Origin of the sequence: Paenibacillus sp. PAMC21692, assembly GCF_014303795.1 — a bacterium.
Classification (GTDB): Bacteria; Bacillota; Bacilli; order Paenibacillales; family Paenibacillaceae; genus Pristimantibacillus; species Pristimantibacillus agaridevorans.
This window is the reverse complement of the sequence record NZ_CP060293.1, coordinates 7,160,328-7,187,070: the sequence shown is the minus strand read 5'-3', so window position 1 is coordinate 7,187,070 and position 26,743 is coordinate 7,160,328. Positions and strand designations below refer to the sequence as shown.

Genomic DNA, 26,743 nt, shown 5'->3' with positions numbered 1-26,743 from the left:
GGTGATATTCAGGAAAATGATGGCATGCGTGCTTGCGGCGGCTCTGCTGATTGAATTGGTTCTGCCTGCGGGAGGCGGCGTGAAGGCGGCCGAAGGCGGTCAAGCGGGCACGGGGGTTGCTCCGCCGATCATCGACCCGCTGCCGGAGTTTACGAACGAGCGGGCAGTGGAGGTTGGCGGAACGGCGGCACCCGGCTCGACCGTCACCGTCTATTACAACCGGCCAGGCGAAACCCCGGTCGCGACGGATGCGGTGGAGGCGTCTGGAGACGGCAGATTCGGCATGACGCTAGAGCTTACGGAAGGGCGTTACGAGCTTGCCGCGGCGGCGGAGCTGGGTGGAGAGAGGAGCGCCTTGTCCGACAAGGCGACGGTGGAGGTCGACCTGACGGAGCCGGATGCGTACAGTATGGATATCCGCTGGTTCAACATCGCTTACAATGAAGTGATGCTGCAGTGGGAGCCGCCATACCGGGTCGACGAGCATGGAAATTACGTTCCGGATGCGTCGATTGACCGATACCGGCTGGAGCGGCGAGACGGCACGCTGGTGACGGAAACGGCGGATCGGCAATATTTTGAGGCGGGCCTGCCCGAGGCGGCATATGTGGATTATGTTTTCTATGCCATCGACAAAGCCGGGAACCGCTCGGATCCGCTCCCGATCCATGCCGCGACTTCTCACCGGTACTTGACGGCAATCGAAAGCGGCGAAGAAGAAGTCTACACCTTGCCGGCAATAAGCCGGGACGGCCGCACGGCCGTTTATTACTCCGGGCATCCGGAGCGGGAAGGCATTGTTGTATACGACGCTGCGGCCGGCACGAAGCAAGTGATCGGGAATATGAACAAGGCCTATATCGATCAAGGGCTTGCGGTCAGCGGCAACGGCAGATTCGTTGCCTATGAGGATTCCAATGAAGATCGGACGGAAATCTCTCTTTATGTGTACGATCGGACGAATGAGGTTGCGGTGCGTGTAGCGGCGGTGGCGTCCGGGCGGTTGTCCGGTTTGTCGCTGAGCGACGATGGCGGCAAGCTGCTGTTCGAATCGGCCTCCGGCGCTTTGATGGCGGGGGACGCCAACGGGCTCCAGGACGTCTTCGTGGCGGATTTGTCAGATTGGAGCGATATTCGCATTGCACGGATCAGCGAGCAGGCGGACGGCGGGGATTTGTCGCAACTGAGCGGCGCGGCGGCAATAAGCGGGGCGGGTCGATACGCGGTGTTCGTCACCGCGGCCCCCGAGCTTGCGCCTGGCGGGGCGAGCGCCGGCATCAGCCGCTTGTATCTGTACGATACGGATACGGGTGAGACGGCTTCTGTTCCGATACGCAATAACGACACGGAAAACGGCGAGATTTCCATCGGCGTGGCGGCCGTGTCCGCGGACGGACGTTATGTGGCGTATACCGACAAAATGGCGAAGCAGGTAGGTTTGTATGACCGGGAGACGGGCGAGCATACGGTGGCGTGGGCGGAGAACCGCAATATCGGCGCTTATATGGGCACTCCTTCGTTATCGGATGACGGGCGATATGTGGCGTTTGATTACCGAATCCTTAACCCGACGGAAGCCCCGCTGCCCATCCGATCCCGATTCGGAGCGGTTAGGTTCGACGTGCAGGAGGGAAGCTTCCGGCAGATAGGGGCTCTTCGCGAGTCGACCACGCAAGTGGGCTTGAGCGGCGACGGGAGCAAGGCCGTGTACTTGCGCGGCGAAAGCAATTATTCCGGTTACGGCATTTATAGCGTATGTTTCGAAGCTTGCGACGAGGCTCCGGCAGAAGGGATCGAAAGCGTTCGCTGGTCGGTTGCGGAAGACGGAAAGGTCGACGGACTGTTGAAGTGGGACACGGAAGTAGCGATCCAGGCGATCGGTCAGCGGGATCTGAACGTGGAGGCGATCGTCTATTACCGGTCGGTGACGGAAGGCGGCAACGGAGAAGCTGTGCCCAGGGAAGCCATAGTCGAGCTAATCGAGACGGCGCCGGGTTATTATGGAGCCGTATTCGAGGTCGAAGAAGGCATGGCGCGGATCGACCGCATCATCGCGTATCCGAAGGATCGCGCGGACGAGGCGAGGACGGCAGCCAATCTTCCGGTTTTTGTGGCAGGCAAGCTGGTAGTGGAAATCGCGACGGATCGAGCCGATCTGCTTGGGGCGGCCAACCTGACGATTACGGTCGGGGGAAGCAGTACCCTCTTCCCGCTGGAGTCGGCGGTCACGCGCTACGAGCGGTACTTGCAGCCGGGAGAAGTACGGCTTGCGATGGAGAGCAAGACAGGAGGTTTGCTGCTCGCAAGCAGGGATGGCGTGACTGTAAGCAGCGGCAGCGGGACTGAGGTTCAGTTGACGCCGGTGTTCCCCGCGTCGCTGAAAGTACAGGTCGATGATCAACGGACCGGGATGCCGCTGGTTTCGATACCGGTTGTATTCAAGGAGAAGGACGGCGGCCGGATTATCCACGAAGGAGTGACGGATGCGAGCGGAGCGGCGGTTCTGCCGGGCGAGCATTACGCCGGCGATGAAATTGTCGTAAGCGTGCTTCCGGAGAGAGATTATGTTCCCGCGGGGGATCAGACCGTCACACTGACGCTCGGCCCATCCGTGCTGAGGGTCCCTTTGCGAAGTCTGGCGAACACGGTCCTGTCGTTCCGGATCGACTATTCGCAACAGGCGGGCAACAAGAAACGCATGCTCCCGGTGCTTGATTCCGATGCTGTCGTCAAGGTGCGCAGCCAGTCCGGGCTCGCGCTCAAGGCGCGGATCGACTATACGGAGTGGATATCGGAGGAGAAGACGGGGCCAGCTTCGCGGATTATCGATCTCGCAGAGCTAAACGCGGGGGAGTATGAGGGTGTTTTTCCGATTACGGAGGGAATCGCGCGTATCGATTCCGCGCTGCTTCAGATAGATGGAAATTGGCTTGGAGCGCCTTATCCGGTCAACAAAGAGATTGCCGGCCGCTACGAAGTTCGGTTGAATGTGCCCGATCAGTCGGTCTGGCACCAGGAATTGGCGGGAGGGACATTGGAAGCCTCGGCCATCGATTACGATTGGGGCAGTCATTGGACCAGCGCAGCCATCGACGCGGAGTCGCTGATATACAGGCTCAATGCGCCGTTGCCGGGCGTATACACCATTTCGAGCAGGCCGGTTAAGCGGGAGAATCCGCCTTTGTCCATCAAGCGGGAGGCACCTTCGCCGGGCCGCACGGCCATTGTGACATTGTCGCCGGAATTTGCCGTCCGGCTCCTTGGTTCTGCCACGGGAGCGGGACAATACAGCTACGAAGTGCGCGACGGCAGCGGCAATGCCGTGCTGTCCGGCTCCAGCTACGGACCGTTAAACGCGACATTGACAACTGTGCCCGACCAGGAGCTCCGCGTGAAGCTGATGCCGAAGGATCCGGCTTTTATCGCCGAATGGATCGATCTGATCGTTGCGGGCAAGGAGATCGCATTCGATACGGCGTTCCGAAGGAGACCCGAGGCCGTTGTATCCGGACGGGTATACGCGCTTGACGGCAAGCCGGCGGCAGGCTCCATCGTGACGGCGACCGTTGCCCTGGACGGAGCGTCCAAGACCTATACGGCAAACGCCAACGCGCAAGGCGCATACACGTTGTCCTTGCCGGAAGGCGAGGCGGTCATGCGCGCAACGGGCAACCACATCAGCGGATATGCGTCGCAGCGAGTAACCGTGCTGGCGAGTGGATCTGAGCCTGTACAGGCCGATCTGCATTTGAAGGAGCAAGCGAAGCTGAACATCCGGCTGTATGCGAAAATAGACGGAGGATGGCAAGGGCCGCTGGAGGTGGATTGGTCAAGCGGCGTTCATTATCGCATTAAGTCGACGCCTGCTATAACGAATCACGGACCGCCTGCAACCGTGGAAGCGGTCGCGGGCGACACGGTAAGGGTATGTGCGGACGGCGTGGAAGCAAAGCTGCCGAAAGCGTGCAATGAAACCGTAATCGGCGAGGACGGAGTTGGGGAAGTAGAGCTTCGGCTGGAAAACGCCGGAGGCCAGGCGCAGTTCAGGTTAGTCGACTCGAACGGGCGGGAGGTCACTTCCGCGAATGCGTCTTTGTACCGCAACGAGGACAATAGCATGACCGGTCATTCGCTGATCATGGACCGGGGGTACTCCCGCTTCACGCTGCCCGTGGCGTCTACCGGCAGCCAACGGTTGATTATCCGTTCATCCGGCGAGTTTGCGATCGTCGAGTTTCATGCGCGTCCGGGCGATACCGCCGAGCTTGGCGTCATACAGCTGCGGAAGCCGGGAGCGTTCGGCGATTTCACCCTCAACGGCCTGCAAGCATCGTCGGAATGGACGACGCCGGAAGGGCGGCTCTCGCTTCGGGCGTTCTACGAGCATTCGCAATACAATGCGAATGCGGTCACGGATGCCATGCTGGTGCTCAAGCTGCCGGAGGGGGTTGAGATCTTGCCGGGATCAGCGATGCTGAACGGCAATCCAGTCGCACCCGAGCTTAACGGAACGACGGTAACCGTACCGCTCGGCGATATTGCGTATCGCCAGAAAGGCGCATTCCAGCTGAAGCTTAAAGCCGGATCATCCCTTGCGCAGCCGGATCTCCCCATACAGGCGAGCATTCGCTACAAGCTTGGAGAGGAAGCGCAAGAGGCAATTATCGGCACGGCTCTGCTGCAAGTGACGCCTGCAACGATTCGCGCGCCGCAGCTGACGACGAAGCCGGGCATTGAAGCGAGCGGCACCGCTCCGGCGGGTGCGGAGGTGATCGTATACGATGGAGCTGCCGAGTTGGGACGTACGACCGCTTCTTCCTTCGGTACATGGAGCCTGCCTGTCGTACTGGTCGAGAATGCCAGGAAGAAGCATCGGCTGAGGGTTGGCATTGTCTGGAAAGGGGAGATGTTGGCGGGCGAGGGGACCACTGTCGCTTACGATCCTTCCGATCCGGGACTTGCGGAGGTGGCGATGCGCCAAATGGACGGCCGGCTGGTGACGTTCCGGCCGGATGATGGCGTAGCGGTATTCCCGTACGTCGTCATACCATCGTATCCGTTTATTTTTCAAATGAAGTTTCGCAGCCCGGAACGTGTATACGATGTTGAAGTGCATCTCGGCGACCGGTCGGTATCGGCGACGCTGAGAGGCGATGTATACGAAGCGGTTGTTCCCGCATCCTACAATCTGGGACCGGTATGGGTCACTTACCGCAAGAAGCCCGATGCCGTCATATCGGAAACGGAGGAACCTACGGAAGACGAACTGCGCTTTATTGTGCCTGTTGCCTATGAGGATTTCGAGCTGCAACGGGCCGCGGCGGGCGGCGAACAAGAGCCGGATGGCACGGTTGTGCCAGCTGGAGGCGTATATGCCGATGTGAGCTTGTCGGACGATCTTGTCGCTACGATTCGCGCTTCAAGCTCCATGATCGACAGCTTTGCGCCTTCGGCGGCGGAGCAGCGACGGGTGGAGCGGACGTTAGTGCCCGTGTATGATGTTTCCGTTCGCAGGCAATGGCATAACAACAGCGCCAGCATGTCTGTTACGGTAACGATTCCAAGGTCGGAGCTGCCTTCGGCGAAGGCGGATGGAGCTAACGGAGACGCGGCCGGACAACGCCGGTTGGCTTCGTTGAACGCGCCGGCGGTCAAATCGACCTTCGAAGTTGCTCTTACAACGGCGAATCAACTGCTCGGCGCAAGAGATGTGGTCGTAAACGCCAAAGGGCTCGACGATGACAGCAATCTGTTCAAACGGGCGAAACGCGCCGCGCAAGACGCGAGAAGGCTTTGCGATGCGCAGGCAAGAGAGTATTACACGAGCTTCGCGGAAGAGGTCCGCGCCATGATTGCGATGCAGGAAGCGTTTAAAACCGCTATCGGCGTAGCGGGCACGGTAAAGGGAGCCGGGTTGCCCGGTATCGGCTTCTGGTACGTCACGTACGAAATCGGTTTGCATCTGGATGAGCTGGCTGCCGAAGAGCTGGATACGCTGGAGCGTTACCTGAAGGAGAACAAATGCAAGGTGAAACCTTACGATCCGCCGGTAGCGGAGCCGAGCTATATTTGGGACCCTAGCGGATTTGTCTACGAGGGCATGATGTCCAATGTTCTGGAGGGCGTCAAAGCGACGGCCTTACAGCAAAATGCCGGCACCGGCGTTTGGGAAATATGGGACGCGGAATGGTATGAGCAGCTGAATCCGCATTGGACGAACGGGCAGGGACGATATGGCTGGGATGTTCCGCCGGGCCGCTGGAAGGTCAAATACGAGAAGGAAGGGTATGCAACTACGTTTAGCGACGAGCTGGAAGTTCCGCCGCCTCACTTTGACGTCAACATCGGGATGGTGTCGAACTTGCCGCCTGAAGTGGCTTATGTGGAAGCTGTGCCGGGCGGCGGCGTGTTGGCAGGCTTTACGAAGCCGATCGATATTCAGTCGCTCGCGGAAGATGCCATCACGCTGACGGCTGCCGGCGGAGCAAGCGTGCAGGGAACGGTAAGCCCTGTTGACGCTGAGACCGCAGATGGCCGAACGCTTGCAATGACCGCCGAATTTACGCCGGATGCGGCGTTGACCGACGGGGCTCTCTATACGGTCGTCATCAGCGGCGACATATTCAGCTATGCAGGCGTTCCGATTGGCGATGATGTGCAGCATGCCGTAACGGCGATTGTCGAAGATTCGACGCCTCCGGCGCCGGTAAGCGGGCTTAACGGCAGCCTGACCGGCGATAACGGCGCCGTCCTCGTCTGGGAGCGGCCCGGGGATCGCGATTTCGCAGCGGTGAAGCTCTGGTGGAAAAAGGCCGAAGAAACGTCATACAGCGGCGAACCGCTGGAGATCGGCCGGGAACGGCAATGGGCGGAGGCAACTGGGCTGTCGCCGTCGGCGGATTACGATTTCCGCGTAATCGCGATTGATGCGGCGGGTAATGAATCGGAGGCGGCATTACTAAGGCTTGCGGGGGCGCGCGACGAAGTTGATGTATCGCCTCCGCCTCCCGTAGCGGGGTTAAAGGCGACGGCGACGGAGGCAAGAAAAGTGCAGCTCGCTTGGGAGGAGCCGACCCAGCCGGGACAGATGTCGTCGGCAACGATCGTATGGACGCCGGACAACAATCCTGCCCTCATTCGGGAGACGCTAGTGGCTGCCGGTACGCGTACGGCGTGGATTGAGGGACTGGAGCCGTCGACGGATTATACGTTTGCTGTATCGGCCGTTGACGGAAGCGGGAATGTATCAAGTCCCATGTACTTGAAGGCGCGCACCGCCGCATCAACGGGCGGGGGCGGGGGAGGCGGCCAAAGCGGCGGAGGTTCGGCTCCGGGCGGCGAGCCGGAACCGACTCCGACGGAAGACGCGGAGGAATGGCGGATGGAAGCAGAAGGTGGCGAATATACCGCTTTTGACGGGGCGTTCGTGCTGAGGGCAGGGGATGGCGTGTTCGCGGAAGGTACGCGGCTGGTCGTAACCCGAAATCCTCTTGGAGAACCGTCGGCTTCGCAGCGCTACAAGCCCGTCTCCGATTCCTATGCGATCGATACGGAAGATGCCGTGCCTGCGAAGCCGTTCCGGCTGGCGCTGCAATATAGGAGCAAGCCGCTTGGCAAAGCGGATGCGCGCAAGCTTGGCTTGTACCGCAAGGATGCCGCGGCGCCGGGAGGATGGCGTTATGTCGGCGGCATTGTCGATACGCGGCAGCGTATGGTAGCGTCGACCGTTGCGCAACCGGGCGAATACGCCGTCATGCTGTACGATCGTACCTTCGCGGATCTCGACAACCACTGGAGCAGGCTCGATGTCGAGGTGCTGGTCAGCCGGCATATTGTCGACGGCACATCGGCGGATCGTTTCGCTCCGGATCGGGCGATTACGCGAGCCGAGGTTGTGAAGCTGCTGGTCCAGCATTTGCGGGGGAACGGCGGTGCGGAAGCGCTGGTTTCGGTTAAAGGCGGAAGCTCGCTGTTCGCCGATGTGCCCGCTGGAGCATGGTTTGCCTCGTATATAGCAGCGGGTTATGAGCTGGGATTGGTAAAGGGAGCGGGCGGGAGCTTCCGTCCGAACGATCCGGTAACGCGCGAGGAGCTTGCGGTGCTGATTGTCCGCTTCGTGCAATTGTTGCTGGAGAGCGATGCAAAATCGCCGGATATCGCCGTGCTGCGGCGTTACGCGGACGGAGATCAGGTATCCGGCTGGGCGGCGGAGGCGGTCGCAATCTCTGTCGGCAACGGTTGGGTGCAAGGCGTAAGCGGCACGGAACTGGCTCCCAAGCGGCAGGCGACCCGGGCCCAGACGGCGGTTATGCTGCTGCGGGTACTGACGGATATCGGAGCGATCGAGGAGAAGCGTTAACGTTCTGAAGGCTGCCGTTTCGTAGAGCTTAACGGTTGTTCATGATTTACAGAACGGGGCAAAAAGAGACGCCTCCCGTATCACGTTAATCGTGGTGCGGGAGGCGTCTTTCCACGTTGAAGGCTGTTTATGGCGACCGCGCCGATTATTATTCTAAAAAAATGACAAACGAATACAAACGCAGTCCATTGTGACCCCGCAAGGTTCAAAATATACTGGATAAGAGATTGAAAGCGCTTTACAAAAGATTTTGAACCATTGCATTGATGCAAAGTTGGTTTCATTGAAAAAGCCTATTATGGAGGAGGAAACGATAACATGCGAAAAAGGAAAATCTTTATTGCGCCGATTAGTTTTCTGATTACATTAACGCTTGTTTTTCAGGTTTTCGGCGGCATGGTGTTGCCCGATGCAACTGTCCAGGCAGCAGGTACGGATATCTACTCGACTGCGGCAAACCAAACGCTCGACCCGGACGATCCTTTGGACGTGGTGCTCACGAAGCCTTACAGAGGCCAGGCGGTAACCAAATCGGGGACCACGGGCACCATTACGATTGATTTGCCGTACGGCACGTTTTATCAGATGCTGCACCCGGTCGTCAACGCGGGCTCGACTGTCAAGGTTTATGAGAGCGACGGCGCCGAAATCGTCCGTCTTGCCGGCATTAACAATGGCGATTACGAGCTTGGGCTAAAGGATTCGCAGGGGAATAGAGTCGTGCCGGGCTGGACCGGCGGAACCTATTACCTGGATGTTGCAAACGGTCAAAACACAAGGAGATACACGATCACTGTAACCATACAGGCCTTATCGAATTTTACATTAACCCGAAGCGTGCAAGGCGGGGAAACGGAGGCCGTAAATAAGCCGGGCGAGCTGGTCGCGCCGATGAACATCCGCGCGAACGAGCACGGTATGGACACTTGGGGCTCCACTTATATCGGCTATGGAGACACGGGCTTAAACTCCATTGAGGCGCCGATGAAGCCGTCCTCCTATAGCGGGAAAGATTGGTACGACTCGTTCTGGGGGCCGGATGTCTACGTCCATACGGCAAACGACCTCAATAAATTCAAGCCCGCCGGCGTTTCGAACGATCTGCCCAAGGATGACAGAGAGATTCCGCTCGCTTGGTACGGCGATAACATGTACGTACAGACGATCGCCAAGGACAATTCCGACGGCAGAATTGACGCCTACGGGGTGGACGTAAAATACGACGGCACGATGACAAAAGCCGGTAAAATCTCCGGGTTCGATAAACTCCAGTCGGATATTATCCGTATCCACAAGTTCGACGCGCCTGCCGCCGCTCCCGGGCACGAGGACGGAGACCGCGGCGCGGCCAGCAGCACGACCCAGCGACTGGAGATGAAAACCAATTACACGCCGGACAACGTCGTCGCCAATGACGGTCCGGGAACGGTAACGACCCATTTTTGGCGGCTGCTGGTTCCCTCGGAAACAGTGAAGCGGCAAAAGCAGGTCGGTGCCAACGCCATAGGAACCTGGTCTCCCAACAACTACAATTATATTTATCAGATTAAGGAGGCCAAAGGCAACGCCAACGGATCTCCGACTGTAGGCATTGGGCTTAGAGCAGGCGGCACCCTGTCATTCGAACACAGTCGCAACAATTCGACGCCGAGCGGCATGCAATCCGCCGGGGGAACAAACACGGGAACCTTCCTTACGCTGTCCAAAGAAGAGTTCGTAGACCGCTGGATCGATATCGAGTTGACAACCGAAACGGCGGATTACGGGCATCTCTACGTAAGGGTAACCGATACGGATACAGGCGAGCTGCTCGGAGAGGGAACGCTTAATGAAGCCGATATGTTAAGGCGCAACACGGAGCTGCAGCTTCCCGCACCCAACCCATCCGGCCCCGGACCTGTATACAGGGAAGGGAACTACAATACCCTGAAGGACGATCAGGGGAACAACGTTAATTTCGGGCGTTCCAAGTGGGGCATTTACGGCAGCTTCCCCGCCACCGGCACTGGCCGCCAAGAGTGGCAGTCATCGACGATTTACATGGCGGACATCACGATTATCAAGCGCGACCGCGATACATACGTGTTCCCGAACGGCTACAAGCCGACCGACAGGGACGGCAACCTGCGCATCATGGGCTGGGAGCATCAAAACCAGATGAAAGTGTCTTTGGGCACCAAGGTTACGGACTTAACGCTAAAGGACGAACTGGACGTCACCTTATCCAACGGCCATACCATTAAAGTCCCGGTCAAGTGGGATACGTCCGGCTACAGGCCGACCGTCCCGGGGACCTATAGAATTTTAGGCGAGTTGCAGCCTTCGGAAGCATCAGGCATCACAATACCCGCCGCTCCCGACAATTATTATCCCGATTATTACAAGCCGTACTTCGAAATCAACAACTCCACGGTGCATGATTGGGGTAAAGCCGTGATGGGCGCGGATATCAAAATCGTTTCGCATAACGAGGAGGCGCCGAAGGGGAACGTCCTTGAGGAAGACCGCACCTCCATGACGACTTCGGAAGGGTACGCGTTTTTCCAAAGCGGCTCGTCGTTCGAGATGAACGCGGGCAGAACCCCTTGGCGCTATTGGGTTGCCCTGGATTTGGGCAGGCAGATCGATATTTCGCGCATCGAAATAGAATTTGGCACGATGGGCTCTCCCGGGCGCTCAAGGAACAGCTCCGCCTGGTGGACAAACGACGCGGAGGCCTATGAGTCGCTTATAGAATCCTACAATAATTTCTATAACCCGCTAGATCCGGCGCTCGCGGCCGGACAACCGGAGCCGGATCGCCAGTATTATGAGGCCAACAACTGGCCGACGAAAAATCCTTTTGGCGTCGAGAATTTGGTGGGGTACAGCGGTCCATGGAATTACTTTGCGGGCAGCGGGCGCCAGCCTGCTAACGTCAATAGCCAAAGCACGTCCGCCGCATCAAACTGGAATCCATTAACCCAAGAGGCGTTAAAAGGAGGCACTCTCGGAACCAACTACACGCTGGGGCGCCGGGCAACCGATGTTCTGGCCAACAATGACGGCAAGCCGATTACCGCGCGGTATGTGATGGTCGTAAACGAGCTTAACTTCTTCTCGTCGGTCGCCGGGCCGCCTGGGACAGTTAGCGGATCTTCGCCGGGCCCGATGCAATTTCTGGACTTCGCCGTCATTGGCGAGTTGCATGACGATCTCGCGGATTTGATGGTGCTGGAGACGCTGACGGTCGACGGCGTGCCGGTTGCAGAGTTCGAACCCGGCACCAAAAACTACACGTGGGATGTGGCGGCAAATCATCCGCTCCCGACGGTAGCGGCGACGCTTAGCTCGGATTCGATAGCCGCTGGCGCAAAGATTGACATTATTCAAGCGACCGCCGAAGAAAAAACCGCAGTTGTGCGAATAAGTCGCACGGACGGAAAAGACGTGTTTTATATTGTTAATCTTAATGAGGTCGAAATACCGGTCGATCAGATCATCGATGCGGCCAAAGCTGCAGTGGAAAGCACAACCTATAGGGCTGAACAGGCGGATGTAGCCGACATCGCTCAGGCGAAATCGGCAGTGGAAACGCTCATCGGCAGCCTGAATTTAAACGGCGTGACCGCAACGGTTTCGGACGATACGTTTACGGCGGCGGTCGCGGGCACGGAGAGCGATGAGAGGGGAACGGACGGCAGCTACACCTTTACAGTAGCCCTAAGCAAGGAAGGGGGTACGCCGCAAACAACGGTTACGCTGACATTGGCGATTACTGCGACGCCATACGCCACGTCCGTGACATCCGTGACGGTTTCACCTTCGACCGCGACTATGCAGAAGGGAGGTACGAAGGCATTTTCAGCGTCGGTTATAGGAATAAACAATCCGGCGCAAACTGTTGCATGGACGATTGAGGGCAATGTTGCGCTTAACGCCGGCACCACAATCAGCTCTTACGGAATTGTTACGGTCAGCGCAGCAGAAACTGCTTCTACCATTACCGTTACAGCTACATCGACTGTTGATACCACAAAGAGCGGTACGGCAACGGTTGCAGTTATCGATGCGCCAACGCCGGATCCCGGCACAAATAATGGCGGTCCGCCAAGCGGAACGGGGCCAACGCCTACCCCGACCTCTAGCCCATTGCCTACTGTAACGCCTGCGCCAAGCACGACGCCGAAAGTTAGTCGAACGTCGACTCAGCGCCAGAAACAAATTGCGCAGGACGCTCCAAAAACGGATGCGGCTATTACTGTCGCCGGACCTGCCAGCACAATTACGCTAAGGAGCACAGAAGCGATGCAGCCGGTATCGTTAACGATTTCTCCCGCAGTTGCAGCTAAAGTTACGACATACGCGTATATGGAAAGCGATGGAACGGTCGTTCCCGTTCCTACGGTGATTGACCGCGCAACAGGCGCCGTTACGTTGCTTGTAAGCAGTAACGGAGATTATTTCCCTGTCGCGGTAAACAAAAGATTTAACGATGTTGAATCATCGGCATGGTATGCAGGATCCGTTGCGCAGGCAGCAAACCGGCTTATTGTTTCCGGTTATAACAACTCGTTCAGACCGAACGACAGCGTGACCGTAGCCGAGTCGATCGCCATGTTTATGCGCACATTAGGTTTTGCCGTCAATCCCGACGCAAAAACAACGACTAATGAATGGTTTGGCAAAACAATGGCAACGGCTGAAAGCAAGGGCTTAACGGAGGGGATAACAGCATCGCCGCCAAACAGCAATATTGCGCGAAAATCCGCCGTTCAAATTGCGGCTGCCGCGCTAAAGCTTTCCGGAGTAAATACAACCTTATCCAAGGCGGAGGTTAATGAATGGCTGGCGCCGTTTACAGATGTTGCAGCCTTGTCCGTATCGGAAAGGAATGCGCTCGCAGTAGGTGTGAAGTATAAAATATTCGCAGGCTACGGCGATGGAACCATACGCCCGGACGCGGAGTTGACTCGCGCGCAAATGGCGATTGTCGCCATTAATATTCATAAACGATTACTGGACGTAAAAATTCAAAAAACTTGATTCGATTGAACTGTGACCCATAAGAAGGACACCTTGAAAAAGGTGACCCTCTTGTGGGTCATTTGTGTTTGGCCATCCCTGTCACGAGAATGTAAGAAGTGGCGAGTATCATTCAGACTATAGTTTAAAAATGCAGGATGGGGTGGATCGGGATGAGTATTTTGCGAACGGTTGATTTAAGGAAGATCTATGGCAAGGAGCCCAATCAGGTGAAGGCGCTGGATGGCGTAAATATAGAGATCAAAGAAGGAGAGTTTGCGGCTATCGTCGGTACTTCGGGGAGCGGAAAATCCACGTTGTTGCACATGCTGGGCGGTCTGGATCGAGCGACCGGCGGACAGGTTATCGTGGACGGGAAGTCTATATTCGATATGAACGACGACGAGCTAACGGTATTTAGGCGCAGGAAGATCGGGTTTGTTTTTCAACATTACAACCTTGTTCCGATCCTTAATGTATATGAAAATATTGTGCTGCCGATTGAGCTGGACGGCAATACGATCGATAAATCGTATGTGGAGCATATTGTTAAAACGTTAGGTTTGGCGGGGAAGCTGGATAACTTGCCCGGTCAATTGTCCGGAGGACAGCAACAGAGGGTTGCTATTGCTCGCGCATTGGCTACGAAGCCCTCTATTATTCTCGCGGACGAGCCTACCGGCAACTTGGATAGCCGTACAAGCCAGGAGGTCATCGGACTGCTTAAGGTAACGAGTAAACAATTTAATCAGACGATGGTGATGATTACGCATAGCGAAGAAATTGCACAGCTTGCCGATACGATCATCCGCCTTGGCGACGGTAAGGTGGTTGGGGGGAAACAAGGATGATGTTTCCTAATTCCAATAAAAATATCATTAAAAAACTGACTCGCAAAAGCTTAAAAGCAAACCGGACAAGGAACCGTTACGTCATCTTGGCCGTCATTTTAACCACCTGGTTGCTCACAACGGTATTTACTCTTGGCATGAGTTTTATAAAAACCTTCGACATGCAGGAGATAAGAATGATTGGCACGACAGCGGATGTGGCACTATCCAATCCTTCACAAGAACAGATTGAACGGTTGAAGCAGCTTCCGTATGTGAGCCATGTAGGACTCGATACGAAAGTGGGCCAAGTGATCCCAACGCAAGAGATGGGTGATCTGGATATCAGTATGCACGTGTACGACGAGTCCGAATGGGACAAGATGAGAGCGCCTCTATTGGGAAACAAAGTAAATTCTTATCCGGAGAAGCGCAACGAAGTGATCGTCCCGACCTGGATATTGGACAAGTTAAATATCACAGAGCCGACGATCGGGATGACTTTGCCTCTAACGTATCGAAGCGAAGCGGGGGAGAGCACGGAATCCTTCATTCTAAGCGGCTGGTATACGGATTATTCTCAACTGCGTTCAGGCAATGCCGGGGTGATTATTGTATCGCGTGAATTTGCCGAATCCGTGGGCGCGGGCTTTGGCGACAAAGGTACAGTAGCATCCATTGCCTTTAAAGGCGGAAGCAGCATTGACCAAAACATGAGCAGGTTGGAACAAGATCTGAAGCTGAACAAGGATCAGAATTTGGTGAGCTACTCGACGACAGAAAGCCAGAACAACTCGAAAATGACAACCGCGTTGGGTATCGCCGGCATTATTGTGTTTATCATGTTTAGCGGATATTTGCTCATTTATAATGTGCTATATATTTCAGTAGCTACAGAAACAAAATTTTACGGGCTGTTAAAGACGATTGGGATGACGAGGAAACAGATTATAAAAATGGTGAACGGCCAAGCTGTCCGATTGGCGTGGATCGGGATACCGATAGGCGTTGCAGCAGGTATGATCACAGCATTAGTTGCGGTGCCGTTGGCGATTGAGGCCTTTACTTTGGATACGGAAGTCGAGATTTCATTTCATCCGGTTATCTATGCGGGAGCGGCGTTGTTCGCCTGGTTGACGACAATGGCCGGATGCAGGAAGCCGGCCCGAATTGCAGCAAAGATTTCCCCGGTTGAAGCCGCAAAGTATGTGAGGACGACAACGAAGAAAGGGAGACATGGCTCCAAACTATATCGAATGGCATTACGCAATATGTTCCGGGATAAAAAGCGGGCATTAACCGTATTCCTGTCGCTGTTTATAGGTCTCACTACGTTCCTGACGGTCAATACGCTTGTGCTTAGCATGGACACGGACAATTTTATTGCCAGCTATGTTGATAATGATTTTGAATTAGTGAACAAGACGGTCGATTTCGGATTTCAAGGAGAGCAAAAACAGAAATTGACGGAGGAGTTGGCGGAGTCCGTTCGGCAAATGAGCGGGATTAAGGACGTCAGGAAAACGTATATCGATAGGGGCGGCAGTCTCGGTTATACGCCCGAAGTGTTTGGAAAGTTCGTCGATGATATCGTTATGAGATACGGGATGGAGCGACCCACGGACGAGCAATTAAAGGATTCGGGAATGTTTTGGTCCGTGCTGATTGGGATCGATACCCAATATGTAACTGAGCTAAACAAAAGCCTTGAAACGCCCATTGATGTCGAACGATTCGAGAAAGGCGAGATTGCCCTGCTGAGCGCAAGTGAAGAGCTTTTTAATAGGGGGGATCGCTTTCCGTTAAACTTCAAGGAGGATGGTGTCGAGCGGGAACTTGAGATAGGCGGCTTTGTAAGCCCGCAATTCCAGGTTTCGTTCGGCGGGCTGGCGCCTAATGTGTACGTCAGTCATAACGCTTTTAAGCAAATCATTAAAGATCCGCTTTTGTATAAAATGAACATCCAGGCCGAGAAGAGCGGGCATGAGCGAATTCAGGAGCAATTGGAGGCGTTGATTGCAGGCGACCGCGAGATTGAGCTGACATCAAAGCTGCAATGGGCGGAGAAAATGGAGTCTGCCAAGATCATCTTCTACATTCTAGGAGGAGCTATTACGCTGATTCTTGCCGCTATCGGCATTCTCAACTTCATCAGTACCATGTTAACGAGTGTCGTGGTACGCAAGCATGAGTTTGCAATGATGGAAAGCATCGGGATGACGAAACGTCAATTGCGCAAAATGTTATTGCTCGAAGGAACGGGTTATGGAGTTATATCAACGTTGCTGATTATTTCGTTAGGGTCGTTGATCAGCTATGGTGCTTATTATGTGTTTAGTCAAGAAGCCGATTATGCCATCTATACGTTCCCAACCCTTCCGTTGCTGATCGCGCTGGTGTTTGTGTTCGCAGCTTGCCTAAGCGTACCGATAATCGCTTATAATAGATCAAAGAAGATGAGCATCGTGGAACGTTTGAGAGAAGCGAGTTAAAGAAGGAGGTGAACGTCATAGCGAGGATTCTCATTGTCGAAGACGATCGGCTATTAAATGAAGGACTGGCTTATGCGCTAGGGAATGAAAATTACGATATTTTATCCGCTTTCTCAAGTGAAGAGGGGTTGATCGCCTATCGCAGCCATGAGGTTCATCTCATTATTCTTGATATTAACCTGCCCGATAAGAGCGGTATGGAGTTGTGTAAGGGAATTCGCCAAATCTCGACGGTCCCGATTCTATTTTTAACAGCCAAAGATACAGAGCAGGATATGATCGCGGGTTTCGAATCCGGCGCGGATGATTATATCGCGAAGCCGTTTAGCATGGCGGTGTTAAGCCAGCGAATTAAGGCGATTCTTCGCAGAGGCGGGGGAGAAGAAAATCCGCAGCTGTTTTCGTATAAGGATTTAATCATCCATTATGATAAGATGAAGGCGTATAAACATAATCGGGAGATTAAGCTGACCACAACGGAATTCAAACTTTTAACGATCCTTTCCCGACATAACAAGATGGTGCTAACCCGACAGATGATACTCGAAAAGTTATGGGATCTGGATGGGATCTTCGTGGATGAAAATACGCTAAGCGTAAATATCAAAAGATTGCGTAATAAAATTGAAGACGATCCGAAACAAAACGTCTATATCAAGACTGTTTTTGGCATCGGATATACTTGGGGGAGTGAAGGTTGAGAAGCTCCTTTACCCGAATTATCATCGCTAGCTCGGCGCTGTATGCAATCGCATGCAGCCTATTTATTTTTTTATTAATGCAATATGAGGCCAGTCGGACCGTTATTGCGCTGTCGGTTCTTTTCGTTTTGGCGGCGGCTGGCATATTTACGGGTTTTATGTTGGGCATTCGAAATCAAATGTCCTCGATCCTGTCCAAGCTTTCGTTAACGATTCAATCTATTATCGATAGACAGGACAGCGAATTGTTTCCCGTTTCAGAAGATAATCTGTTGTCCAAGCTGCAGGAGCAAGTGCTTAAGCTATCGGGAATTTTAAGGATGCAGAAGCAGCGGTACAAAGAGGAAAGCGAGGAAGTGAAATCGCTCATCTCGGATATTGCCCACCAGTTGAAAACGCCGCTAGCCAACTTGACCATCTATAATGGTTTATTAATGGATAGCGGGTTGACTGCGGATAAGCGTCAGGAATTTACTCGTATTTTGTTAAGCCAGACGGAAAAGCTGACGTGGCTTATGGATAATCTGATCAAGATGTCCCGGCTCGAAAGCGGCATTATTAAGATCCAAACGGAGAAGCACGATATTGGCCAAACGGTTTTTGCCGCAATCAAACAAATGTATCCTCACGCAGAGAAGAAGAACGTAGAAATTCAATTTAGCGGCGAGCAGAGTATCGAGTTGCAGCATGATGTAAAATGGACCGGAGAAGCACTCGTAAATGTGCTGGACAACGCCGTAAAATATACGGATGAAGCGGGCGTCATCAAAGTTTCGATTCATAAATACGAGATGTTCGCGAGAATTGACATCGAAGATAACGGCAAGGGCATACCGGAGCATGAAGTAAGCCAAATCTTTAAACGATTCTATCGCGGAGCCGATGCGGTTGATACGCACGGAGTGGGAATTGGCCTATATTTGGCCAGGAAAATCATTACGGAGCAAGGCGGCTATATAAAGGTGAGCTCGGAATGGGGAAAAGGGAGTATGTTTTCGATTTTTATTCCGGTTTGCGACAGCTAATCGTTTGCTCCCGCCGTTTCAGTCATAACCAGCCATAACGCCACTCGACTGATACAAATGGAGCTGCCCTAGAAAGTCTGTGGAAACGGACTTTCCAGGGCAGCTCTTGCTTGTTAGCTTGTTAAGGACAAAAGTACAGCTTCACATGTTTCTCTAGGCGTTCCTTGATTCATCGACAGCTTGGATAAACTGCTTGGCATTGTCCCGTATTTGATCCCATTGTCCGGATGCGATTGCTTGGAGGTTCACCAACGAACCGCCAACGCCAACGCCGGAACAGCCGACGCTCAGAAACTCGCCGAGGTTGCCCGCGTGAACGCCGCCAACCGCTACCATGGGAATATGGTTAAGAGGACCCATCAATTCCTTGAAGTATCCGAGTCCCAAGCTTGCTCCCGGGAAAATTTTAACCGCCGTGGCGCCGGCCTTCCAAGCCCGGACAACCTCTGTTGGCGTCATGGCCCCCAGGAAAATCGCTTTTCCGTGCTCCACGGCGAATCGGATCACGCTTTCATCGGTATTCGGCGTCACGAAAAAATCCGCCCCGGCGTCAAGCGCCCGCTTGGCGTCGTCCGAATCCAGCACCGTGCCGGCCCCGATATACATGCGCTCCCCGAACTTCATTTGAAGCGTCTGAATCATCCCCTCCGCCCCGGGCGTGTTCAAAGTAATCTCCATGACTCGGATGCCGCCGTCCAGCAGCGCCTGAGCCAGATCCTCTGCATCCTTGCTCTGAATTCCCCGAACAATAGCAATAATTTTCGTCTGCTCGAGCAGTTTCAGGCCGGTCTGTTTTTCCATCGCGTTAACCTCCATTAGGTTTATCATTTTGTTGGGATGATTACTATTCCCCTCCGCTTGCTATTTTGAACTTTTATCAGTACAGTTACTATTATAATAATAAAACTTGTTATAAAGGAAGGTCCTTATGAGAACTTTAGAGCTCACCTTGCAAGAAGCATTGGAAATATGCAAAGCATTATCCCATGAGCACCGGATGGAAATTGTGAGGATTTTGAGTGAAGGGCCGCTTAATGTCAATGAAATTTCCGAACGGATGGAGCTTCCTTTTTCAACGGCCGCGGTTAACATTAAGAAACTGGAAGATGCGGGCATCATCTCGACGGAGATTGTGCCGGGACGGGGCAGCCAGAAAGTCAATTCCAAAAAGTATGACCGGATTATTATCAATTTGACGGACAGGGGAAAGCAGGAGGACAATTCCTTTATCGTCGAGCTTCCGATCGGCGATTTTGTCCATTGCGACATACAGCCTACCTGCGGCTTGTTGAGCGAAGAGGGCATCCTGCTGGTTCAGGACGATCCGCGCTCTTTTTATGAGCCGGAGCGCAAGCGCGCGCAGCTGCTGTGGTTCCGTTCGGGTTATGTCGAATACCATTTTCCCAACCGCATCCCGTATGGAACGCAGGTAGAGGAGCTTGAGCTTTCGCTTGAGCTGTGCTCGGAAGCGCCCTATCATAAGCTGGATTGGCCGTCCGATATTACTTGCTGGGTCAACGGCATTGAGGTCGGAACGTGGACATCGCCGGGCGATTTCGGCGGCGAACGCGGGTTTTTGACACCTTCGTGGTGGAGGACGATGAATACGCAATACGGCTTGCTAAAGAGCTGGAGAATCAGCGGCGAAGGCAGCTTTATCGACGGGGTGCCGATCTCTCAAGTAACTGTCGACGAGCTTGCGATGCTGGACAAACCATACATTTCCGTGCGATTAGGCGTAAAAAAGAATGCGGCGAACGTTGGGGGAATCAATATTTTTGGACGCAAGTTCGGCAATTACGAGCAGGATTTTTTGATGAAAATCAAATACGGCCCGAGACGAGCAAGGAGCTAACGTTCCTTGCTCGAATTGTTTTCTTTATTTTATTATTATAATAATACTTGAAATAAAACGATGAATGATATAATAATAAGGATGAAGATTATTTTAATTTCGAAATACGTGTTAGGAAATGCATCTGTCTGGAACCGGACCTTGAGACGAGGAGAGAGAGAAATGAGACAAAGTTGGAGTTTGGATGGAGAATGGCAATTTCTGATCGATCCGCTTCAAGCGGGAGAGAGAGAAAGCTGGTACGACAATGAACAGCCATGGAACGAGTCGAGAAAGGTAACTGTTCCTCATATCTGGCAGCGGGAAGGCGGAGAGCTGGTCGGCTACCACGGCGTGGCCTGGTACCGCAAGACGATCAGCCTGCCCGGCCGCGACAGCGGCAAGCAGCAATGCATCTGCTTTGACGCGGTAGACTACCGCTGCGCTGTATGGTGGAACGGAGCCTATATCGGCGAACACGAAGGCGGCTTTACGCCGTTCGAGCTCTCCATTCCTGCCCTGTTGATGCAAGAGGAAAATCAGGTCGTCCTGAGCGTATTCGATCCGAAGGATAATGCGGAGATTCCGATTGGCAAGCAAGGCAGCTGGTATACCCGGGTAAGCGGAATATGGCAGTCGGTTAAGGTGGAAGAGCGCGCATCCTCCTACGTAGAAAGCGTGTTGGTCACGCCTGATCTGGACGGCATGAAGCTGGGACTGCGGGCAGAGCTGCTTGTCGGCGGCCGGCATGACTTGAAGCTTGACTATACGATTCGCCCTCATGCGCTGGGCGAAGAGAACACCTTCGAGGCGGCCAGCTATAGTGGCGAGTTGGGCGAACCGGGAGAGATCCGCTCCGAGGGGCTTAACCGCTCGATTCAAGTGAATTGGGACAAGCCGGTTCCCGGAATGCTCCTCTGGTCGACGGAAGCGCCGCATTTATACGAGATCGAAGTTTGCTTATCGGATGCGAGCGGCGTCATCGACAGGTTTGTTACGATTTTCGGCATGCGCAAGGTAGAGCAAAGAGACGGCCGCATTTATGTCAATAACGGGCCTGTATATATTCGGGGGGCGCTGGATCAAGCCTTTTATCCCGATTCCATCTACACGGCGGGTTCCGTTGATGAGATACGCAAAGAGATCGAGCTGGCCAAGCAGATGGGCTTTAATCTGTTGCGCAAACATATCAAAGTGGAAATCCCGGAGTACTTGTATTGGGCGGATCGACTAGGCATGCTGATCTGGGCGGAGCCGCCGAACTTTGTAAAGTGGACCGAAGCGGCGAGAACCAGATTTGTGTCGGAGATCGAAGCGATGCTGAAACGGGATTACAATCATCCTTCCATTATTATATGGTCCATTTATAACGAAGAATGGGGCCTGGAATGGGATCTGGAATTTGATCCCGAGAAGCAGAAGCATGTCGCGGAGCTTTACGATTGGCTGAAGGAATGGGATCCTACCCGCCTGATCTGCGATAACAGCGGATGGACGCATATCAAAACGGACATCAATGACCATCACCGCTACTTTGCCTGCCCCGAGCAGTTGGATGAGTGGAGAGAGGATCTGGATGAGCTGTTGATCGGCAACCCGGATAAAAACTTTGTAGCGCCGTATCGATCCCAGGGGGAGCCGATCATTGTATCCGAATTCGGCGTCTGGGGACTGCCGAGCGTGGAGCGGTTGAAAGACTTTTATGACGGCAACGAACCCTGGTGGTTTATCAATCAGGGCGAAGAGACCCATCAGGACGACTATAAGAAACCTACGACGGCTCTGGACAATATGGACAAGTTCGGCTTAGCCAGCGCCTTCGGCGATTTCGAAACATTAGCCGTTCATTCGCAGCGCCGCATGTTCCGCGCGGTCAAGTCGTTAATTGAGGAGATGCGGAAGCGTCCTGCCATCGGCGGCTACGTTGTCACCGAATTTACCGACATCGAGTGGGAAACGAACGGATGGCTGGATTTCCTGCGTCAGCCTAAGGAAGGTTTCGATCGCCTGATCGACTTCAATGGCGCCTGCTGCGTATTTGCCGAGGTGGAGCGTGCGAATCTATGGTCGGGCGAACAAGTCTCCTGGGAGCTGGTGCTGACTAACGACGACGGAAAACGGATGTCGGGCGAGGTCAAGTGGTCCTTGGCGAACAGCGCTATGCAAGGCACGGTGCAAGTTGAGCTCGACGACGTATGGAAGCAGCTTCCCGGCGCGATTGCGTTTACCGTGCCTGAGAGCAAGGAGGTACTCGCGGAGCGTCTGGTGCTGGAATGGATCGTCGAAGGAAGCTGCGTGGCCCGCAACGAATACGAACTGACCTTCACTCCGAAGCAGCTAGTAAACGCCGATCGGGAGTCCGCCGTGGCGATTCGCGGGTTAAATGCGAGTTTCCAGGCAGCGTTGGAAGCCAACCGTTGGCATACGGCCGATACCCTAACGGACGAGGCCGTCATGGTGACGGACTGCCTGGACAAGGACGCGGAGAGCTTTGCGCGTCAGGGCGGTAGCGTGCTGTTCCTGGCCGAGAAGGGTGACGGACTTAAGGCGTCTGGCCCATTTACCTTTAGGCAGCTCGCTCCCGGCGAGAGCTGGCCGAGAGCATCCTCCATGAATTACGTGGATTCCCGTTGCTTCGATGGACTGCCGCTGCTGCCCGAGATGGGCTGGGAGCTGGAAGGTTTGTATCCGGACTATGTGCTGCCATTCGGCGATTATAAGAAGGTAGGCGTAAAACGGACGGTTAATATGTTTGGCAATCCGGGCACCGCGGAAGCCGGGGAAGTTATTTCCGGCTACTTCCAGGGATGGCTTGGACAAAACGGAGGTTCGATCGTTCGCCATCCGCTTGGCAAAGGTTATGTGACGGTCGTGACCTGGAAGTTGATCGAACGGTATGGACATGAGCCGATGGCTACAATGATTGTCAATCGTCTACTTCATATTGCAAAGGATGGGACTCCTTAAGACTGCAATCGCACGAACGGAAGCGTTCGCTACTGATTCTATCAGTTAGCGGACGCTTTTTACGTTGACGACGATATTGCAAAATAGTAAAAAACCGCTTTGTTTGGTAAAGTGAAAGTGCGACCTATCTGTAGAGTATTGCATGAAGAACAAGGAGGAGCATATGTCCTGGAGCAAGTTAAAACAAAATCTGGAGAGTTTTCTTAGTCCTGCGTTGAACGGAAGGTTCGAATACCGTTCGACCAGCTACCGTTATTTACCTGACAAAGCAGGGCTTTGTTATATTGCAGTCGATAAAAAGAATGTATTTAATATGACGGATACAACGAACTTGATTAGATGGTATCAAACAGAGCTGGAGATTAAAAATGATCCGGATATCCGAATACCCGTTAACCATGAGGAAATCGAAGCAATCAGAAAAGAGACCAAAGGGGCCGTTCCGGAGGATCGCCTGATCGTCATTGCGAGAAATAGAAAAATAACGGAGCATGCAAAGGAGCTTTTGTCGGCGCAGTCGGCATTAAGCAAATCCAATTTTGTCGTTGTCGCCAATCAATTTTTGTCCAGCCCTATAGAAGAAAGCATGGAGAGCAATGATATTTTGTTAAATGTTCTGGCTTTGATGGACAGACGCGTAGGAAAAAAACGATTATTGAACATGGCCGATAATATGAAGTTAAAGCATCCCGTTGTACAGTTTTTTTATGAGCTGCGGCTCAATTGATGTGTTTCGCAATAATGGACAGGTCTCGAAAAAAAGTGTGTAAAAGAAAGCGTTTTGTGATAACCTATTCGAGAAATCGATTACTTTTTTTCGTTTCTAAGCTATTCTTTTATCATTAGGCATCGCAGCAATATTTACTGACGTAATTACGAAAAATAGAAAGGGGTTTTACATGCGATCTTTGTTTGTTATTGGAGACAGTATATCCATTCAGTATGGTCCTCATTTAAAATGGATGGTTGAAGGCGCTTATCGCTATGACCGCAAAAGAGGCGAACAAGAAGCGCTTGCCGATCTGGATCGACCGGCAGGAGCGAACGGGGGAGACAGCTCGCTAGTTCTGGAATATTTGCAGAAGGAAGATGAGAAGGGAACTCGTTATGATCTCTTGTTACTCAATTGCGGGCTGCATGATATCAAGACGGATATGAGTACTCGCTCCATCCAAATAACGGCTGAACAGTATCGAGCGAATCTGGAAGAGATACTTGCTTTATCAAGCAGAATGGCGAAGGAAACCGTATGGGTTCGAACGACGGATGTAGTGGACCGGATTCATAATGAGCGGAGTCAGCTTTTTTTCCGATACCACCGGGATGTAGTTGCTTACAACGAAATTGCCGATCAGGTTTTTGGACAACGCGATGTACCCATCCTGGATTTATATCGGTTCTCGCGCATCTTCGGTGAATCTGCTTATAACGATCATGTGCATTTCACGGAAGAAGTCAGACGGCTTCAAGCGGCATATATTGCCGGTTTTCTAGACTCGCATTTAAAAGAAGGAGATTAACCGCTATGATTATCCCTCAACGTTCCAAGCTCGTAATGATTGGCGATTCGATTACGGATTGCGACAGAGCAAGACCGATAGGCGAAGGCAAAGGCGACACTTTGGGTCATGGTTATGTTTCCCTCATTAATGCAATAATAGAAGCTACATATCCCTTGCATGAAATCCGTATCGTCAACATGGGGGTGAGCGGTAATACTGTTCGTGAGTTACAACAGCGTTGGCAAACCGACGTATTGGATTTATCTCCGAATTGGCTGTCCGTTATGATTGGGATTAACGATGTTATGCGATATTTCAATCGCCGCCACTTGCGAGAGATGCATATCTCGGTAGAAGAGTATGAAAATACTCTGGATGAATTGATTACCTCCGCCAAACAAAGCAAGGTGGAAGGCGTGATCCTAATGACGCCATTCTTTATAGAACAAAATAGCAGCGATCGACTTCGCGAGATGACGGACAACTATGGAAAAGCGGCCAAGAGGGTCGCTCAGCGTCATAATGCAATATTGGTTGATGTGCAGCAGGCCTTCGATCAATATTTGGAGCACCATTATTCATTGGAAATCGCCTCGGATCGGGTGCATCCTACACAAAGCGGTCATATGATTATTGCCCGTGCATGGCTTCAAGCTTTAGGTTACTCTTGGGAAGGTTAAGCCGGTTACTTCTAATCAAGTTCATTCGAAAAACGTCCATGAATATATCCTCCTCGGTCAGACCTAGGGGGATATTTTTGCATATCTAAAAAAACTGCAGCGAATCACAAATGCCGAGTGGGTGAGTTGTCCGCATTCAATAGAAACAAAACAGAAAACGATTGCTTCCGTGCGATTTCTATTGCTATAATCAAGGAAGCTATAGAAGCGTATCTATAGATTCAGGAGGAACAGACATGGCAACCATATGTTTGCTGCAAGGTGCTGCTGAGTTAGAAGAGGCGATACAATTGGCCGATCATGTGTTTCGCACTAATGGACAGGTTTCTATGGGAACAGCCTATCCTGTTGTCTTCTCGCCAAGCCTGGGACAGTCGTTCGGTGTTTTCGAAGACGACAAGCTGGTCGCTTTTATGGGATTTGTTCCAGCCATTATACAGATTGAGAAAGCAAGATTGCATATCTATTCTGTTGGAGCGGTGTGCACGCATGAGGAAGCAAGAGGCAGAGGCTACGCGAGCCGGCTGATGTCCGCAGTCATTGAGCACGCTCAGGCATCAGGGGCGTCGCTTATTCTGGTGTCGGGTCATCGGTCCATTTATGCGCGTGCCGCATGTTATCCGTTCGGCAGCATGAAACGATATGTGCTGGATGCAAGCCATATGCCTGCTCGGAATGGTCAGAGCGCCGTTTCCGGAATTCACGTGAGAAAGCTGCAGCCGACGGATTGGTTTCGACTGACCGAATTGGCAAGGTCCAGGTCCAGCCGCTATGAGCAAAGCTTGACGGATTTGGCCGCATTGATTCAAAACGAGGCTTATGCCAGCAATGTGAGTTTTCGCCATCAGGTATGGGTCGCGGAACATGATGGGGAGGAAGCGGCTTTTGCTGTTATTGCCGTACCGGGCAACGGCAAGGAATCAGAGCGTCCGTCATTTGTAGTAGAGTGGGCTGGCGGCGTTGAGGCGTTATGCGCTATTTATGCTCATGTTATCGCAACGGAGGAAGTGAAGCGGCTGCAACTTCAAGTGAATTGGTATGAGAACGAACTGCAGGAATGCCTAACCACCATTCCCGGCGAGTCTCTGCCGAATTCGGGTTTGGTTCATCTGGTCAATCTAGAGCAATTATGCGCTCAATTGGATCCTTATCTGAGAGCTAGAGGAGGATCGGCCGCGGAACTGACAAGACGGCTCGAATTGCTCGATGATGAGCAGCGTATTCAAGCTTTGTTCAACATGCCTGCCGCCGATGGATCGGGAATAACTGGATTGCCATTGCCATTCCCATACACGGTAGGACTAAATTATGTGTAGGGGACAATACATGTCATCAAATATTGATTCTAA

The 26,743-nt window shown here is 53.1% G+C and carries 13 protein-coding genes; 12 read left to right on the top strand and 1 reads right to left on the bottom strand.

The genetic code is table 11. From position 1 onward, the window contains the following. The first annotated feature begins 1 nt into the window (after window position 1). The 6 genes from H7F31_RS28905 to H7F31_RS28880 all read left to right on the top strand — a co-directional run bounded on the left by H7F31_RS28905 (window position 2) and on the right by H7F31_RS28880 (window position 18,411). Window positions 2-8,359 carry an S-layer homology domain-containing protein gene (locus H7F31_RS28905; protein ID WP_187101632.1) on the top strand — a complete coding sequence of 2,786 codons (8,358 nt, stop codon included), beginning with the start codon at window positions 2-4 and terminating at the stop codon, window positions 8,357-8,359. 318 nt (window positions 8,360-8,677) lie between these two features. Continuing rightward, complete coding sequence (locus tag H7F31_RS28900) at window positions 8,678-13,384, top strand: S-layer homology domain-containing protein (RefSeq protein WP_187101631.1); 4,707 nt, start codon at window positions 8,678-8,680, stop codon at window positions 13,382-13,384. Between the two features lie 152 nt (window positions 13,385-13,536). Continuing rightward, window positions 13,537-14,214 (top strand): ABC transporter ATP-binding protein, encoded by a 678-nt coding sequence (locus tag H7F31_RS28895; protein ID WP_187101630.1) that lies wholly within the window; start codon window positions 13,537-13,539, stop codon window positions 14,212-14,214. After that, on the top strand, window positions 14,211-16,685 hold the full coding sequence (locus H7F31_RS28890; protein ID WP_187101629.1) for an FtsX-like permease family protein: 2,475 nt from the start codon (window positions 14,211-14,213) through the stop codon (window positions 16,683-16,685). Before H7F31_RS28895 ends, H7F31_RS28890 begins: the two co-directional genes overlap by 4 nt. Window positions 16,686-16,693: 8 nt before the next feature. Continuing rightward, entirely contained in the window at window positions 16,694-17,386 is a 693-nt protein-coding gene (locus H7F31_RS28885) for a response regulator transcription factor (protein WP_222622727.1), read from the top strand. Further along, window positions 17,383-18,411 (top strand): sensor histidine kinase, encoded by a 1,029-nt coding sequence (locus H7F31_RS28880; protein ID WP_187101628.1) that lies wholly within the window; start codon window positions 17,383-17,385, stop codon window positions 18,409-18,411. Before H7F31_RS28885 ends, H7F31_RS28880 begins: the two co-directional genes overlap by 4 nt. Window positions 18,412-18,564: 153 nt before the next feature. Here H7F31_RS28880 and H7F31_RS28875 read toward each other — a convergent pair whose 3' ends face one another. Then, window positions 18,565-19,212, bottom strand: a complete 648-nt coding sequence (locus tag H7F31_RS28875; RefSeq protein ID WP_187101627.1) for a bifunctional 4-hydroxy-2-oxoglutarate aldolase/2-dehydro-3-deoxy-phosphogluconate aldolase — start codon at window positions 19,210-19,212, stop codon at window positions 18,565-18,567. Window positions 19,213-19,339: 127 nt separating this feature from the next. Between H7F31_RS28875 and H7F31_RS28870 the strand changes: the two genes are divergently transcribed. From H7F31_RS28870 to H7F31_RS28845, 6 genes are all read left to right on the top strand, one after another. Beyond that, window positions 19,340-20,266, top strand: coding sequence for an ArsR/SmtB family transcription factor (locus H7F31_RS28870; protein ID WP_187101626.1), 927 nt, complete (start codon window positions 19,340-19,342; stop codon window positions 20,264-20,266). A gap of 162 nt (window positions 20,267-20,428) precedes the next feature. Further along, a complete protein-coding gene (locus H7F31_RS28865; RefSeq protein ID WP_187101625.1) occupies window positions 20,429-23,212 on the top strand; it encodes a glycoside hydrolase family 2 protein in 2,784 nt (927 codons plus the stop codon). A 163-nt stretch (window positions 23,213-23,375) separates the two neighbouring features. Then, a complete protein-coding gene (locus H7F31_RS28860; RefSeq protein WP_187101624.1) occupies window positions 23,376-23,939 on the top strand; it encodes an SF0329 family protein in 564 nt (187 codons plus the stop codon). Between the two features lie 172 nt (window positions 23,940-24,111). Then, the gene (locus H7F31_RS28855) at window positions 24,112-24,732 is read left to right on the top strand and encodes an SGNH/GDSL hydrolase family protein (RefSeq protein ID WP_187101623.1); all 621 of its coding nucleotides are present in this window, start codon (window positions 24,112-24,114) and stop codon (window positions 24,730-24,732) included. 5 nt (window positions 24,733-24,737) lie between these two features. Further along, the gene (locus tag H7F31_RS28850; RefSeq protein WP_187101622.1) at window positions 24,738-25,394 is read left to right on the top strand and encodes an SGNH/GDSL hydrolase family protein; all 657 of its coding nucleotides are present in this window, start codon (window positions 24,738-24,740) and stop codon (window positions 25,392-25,394) included. Window positions 25,395-25,630: 236 nt separating this feature from the next. Further along, on the top strand, window positions 25,631-26,710 hold the full coding sequence (locus tag H7F31_RS28845) for a GNAT family N-acetyltransferase (protein WP_187101621.1): 1,080 nt from the start codon (window positions 25,631-25,633) through the stop codon (window positions 26,708-26,710). Window positions 26,711-26,743: the final 33 nt, after the last annotated feature.

What these genes read in the sequence shown, in the direction of transcription:
- H7F31_RS28850 (WP_187101622.1), top strand. Translation starts at nt 24,738, where the DNA reads ATGATTATCCCTCAACGTTCCAAGCTCGTAATGATTGGCGATTCGATT.
- H7F31_RS28895 (WP_187101630.1), top strand. Translation starts at nt 13,537, where the DNA reads ATGAGTATTTTGCGAACGGTTGATTTAAGGAAGATCTATGGCAAGGAG.
- H7F31_RS28845 (WP_187101621.1), top strand. Translation starts at nt 25,631, where the DNA reads ATGGCAACCATATGTTTGCTGCAAGGTGCTGCTGAGTTAGAAGAGGCG.
- H7F31_RS28865 (WP_187101625.1), top strand. Translation starts at nt 20,429, where the DNA reads ATGAGACAAAGTTGGAGTTTGGATGGAGAATGGCAATTTCTGATCGAT.
- H7F31_RS28875 (WP_187101627.1), bottom strand. Translation starts at nt 19,212, where the DNA reads ATGGAAAAACAGACCGGCCTGAAACTGCTCGAGCAGACGAAAATTATT.
- H7F31_RS28870 (WP_187101626.1), top strand. Translation starts at nt 19,340, where the DNA reads ATGAGAACTTTAGAGCTCACCTTGCAAGAAGCATTGGAAATATGCAAA.
- H7F31_RS28860 (WP_187101624.1), top strand. Translation starts at nt 23,376, where the DNA reads ATGTCCTGGAGCAAGTTAAAACAAAATCTGGAGAGTTTTCTTAGTCCT.
- H7F31_RS28890 (WP_187101629.1), top strand. Translation starts at nt 14,211, where the DNA reads ATGATGTTTCCTAATTCCAATAAAAATATCATTAAAAAACTGACTCGC.
- H7F31_RS28900 (WP_187101631.1), top strand. Translation starts at nt 8,678, where the DNA reads ATGCGAAAAAGGAAAATCTTTATTGCGCCGATTAGTTTTCTGATTACA.
- H7F31_RS28855 (WP_187101623.1), top strand. Translation starts at nt 24,112, where the DNA reads ATGCGATCTTTGTTTGTTATTGGAGACAGTATATCCATTCAGTATGGT.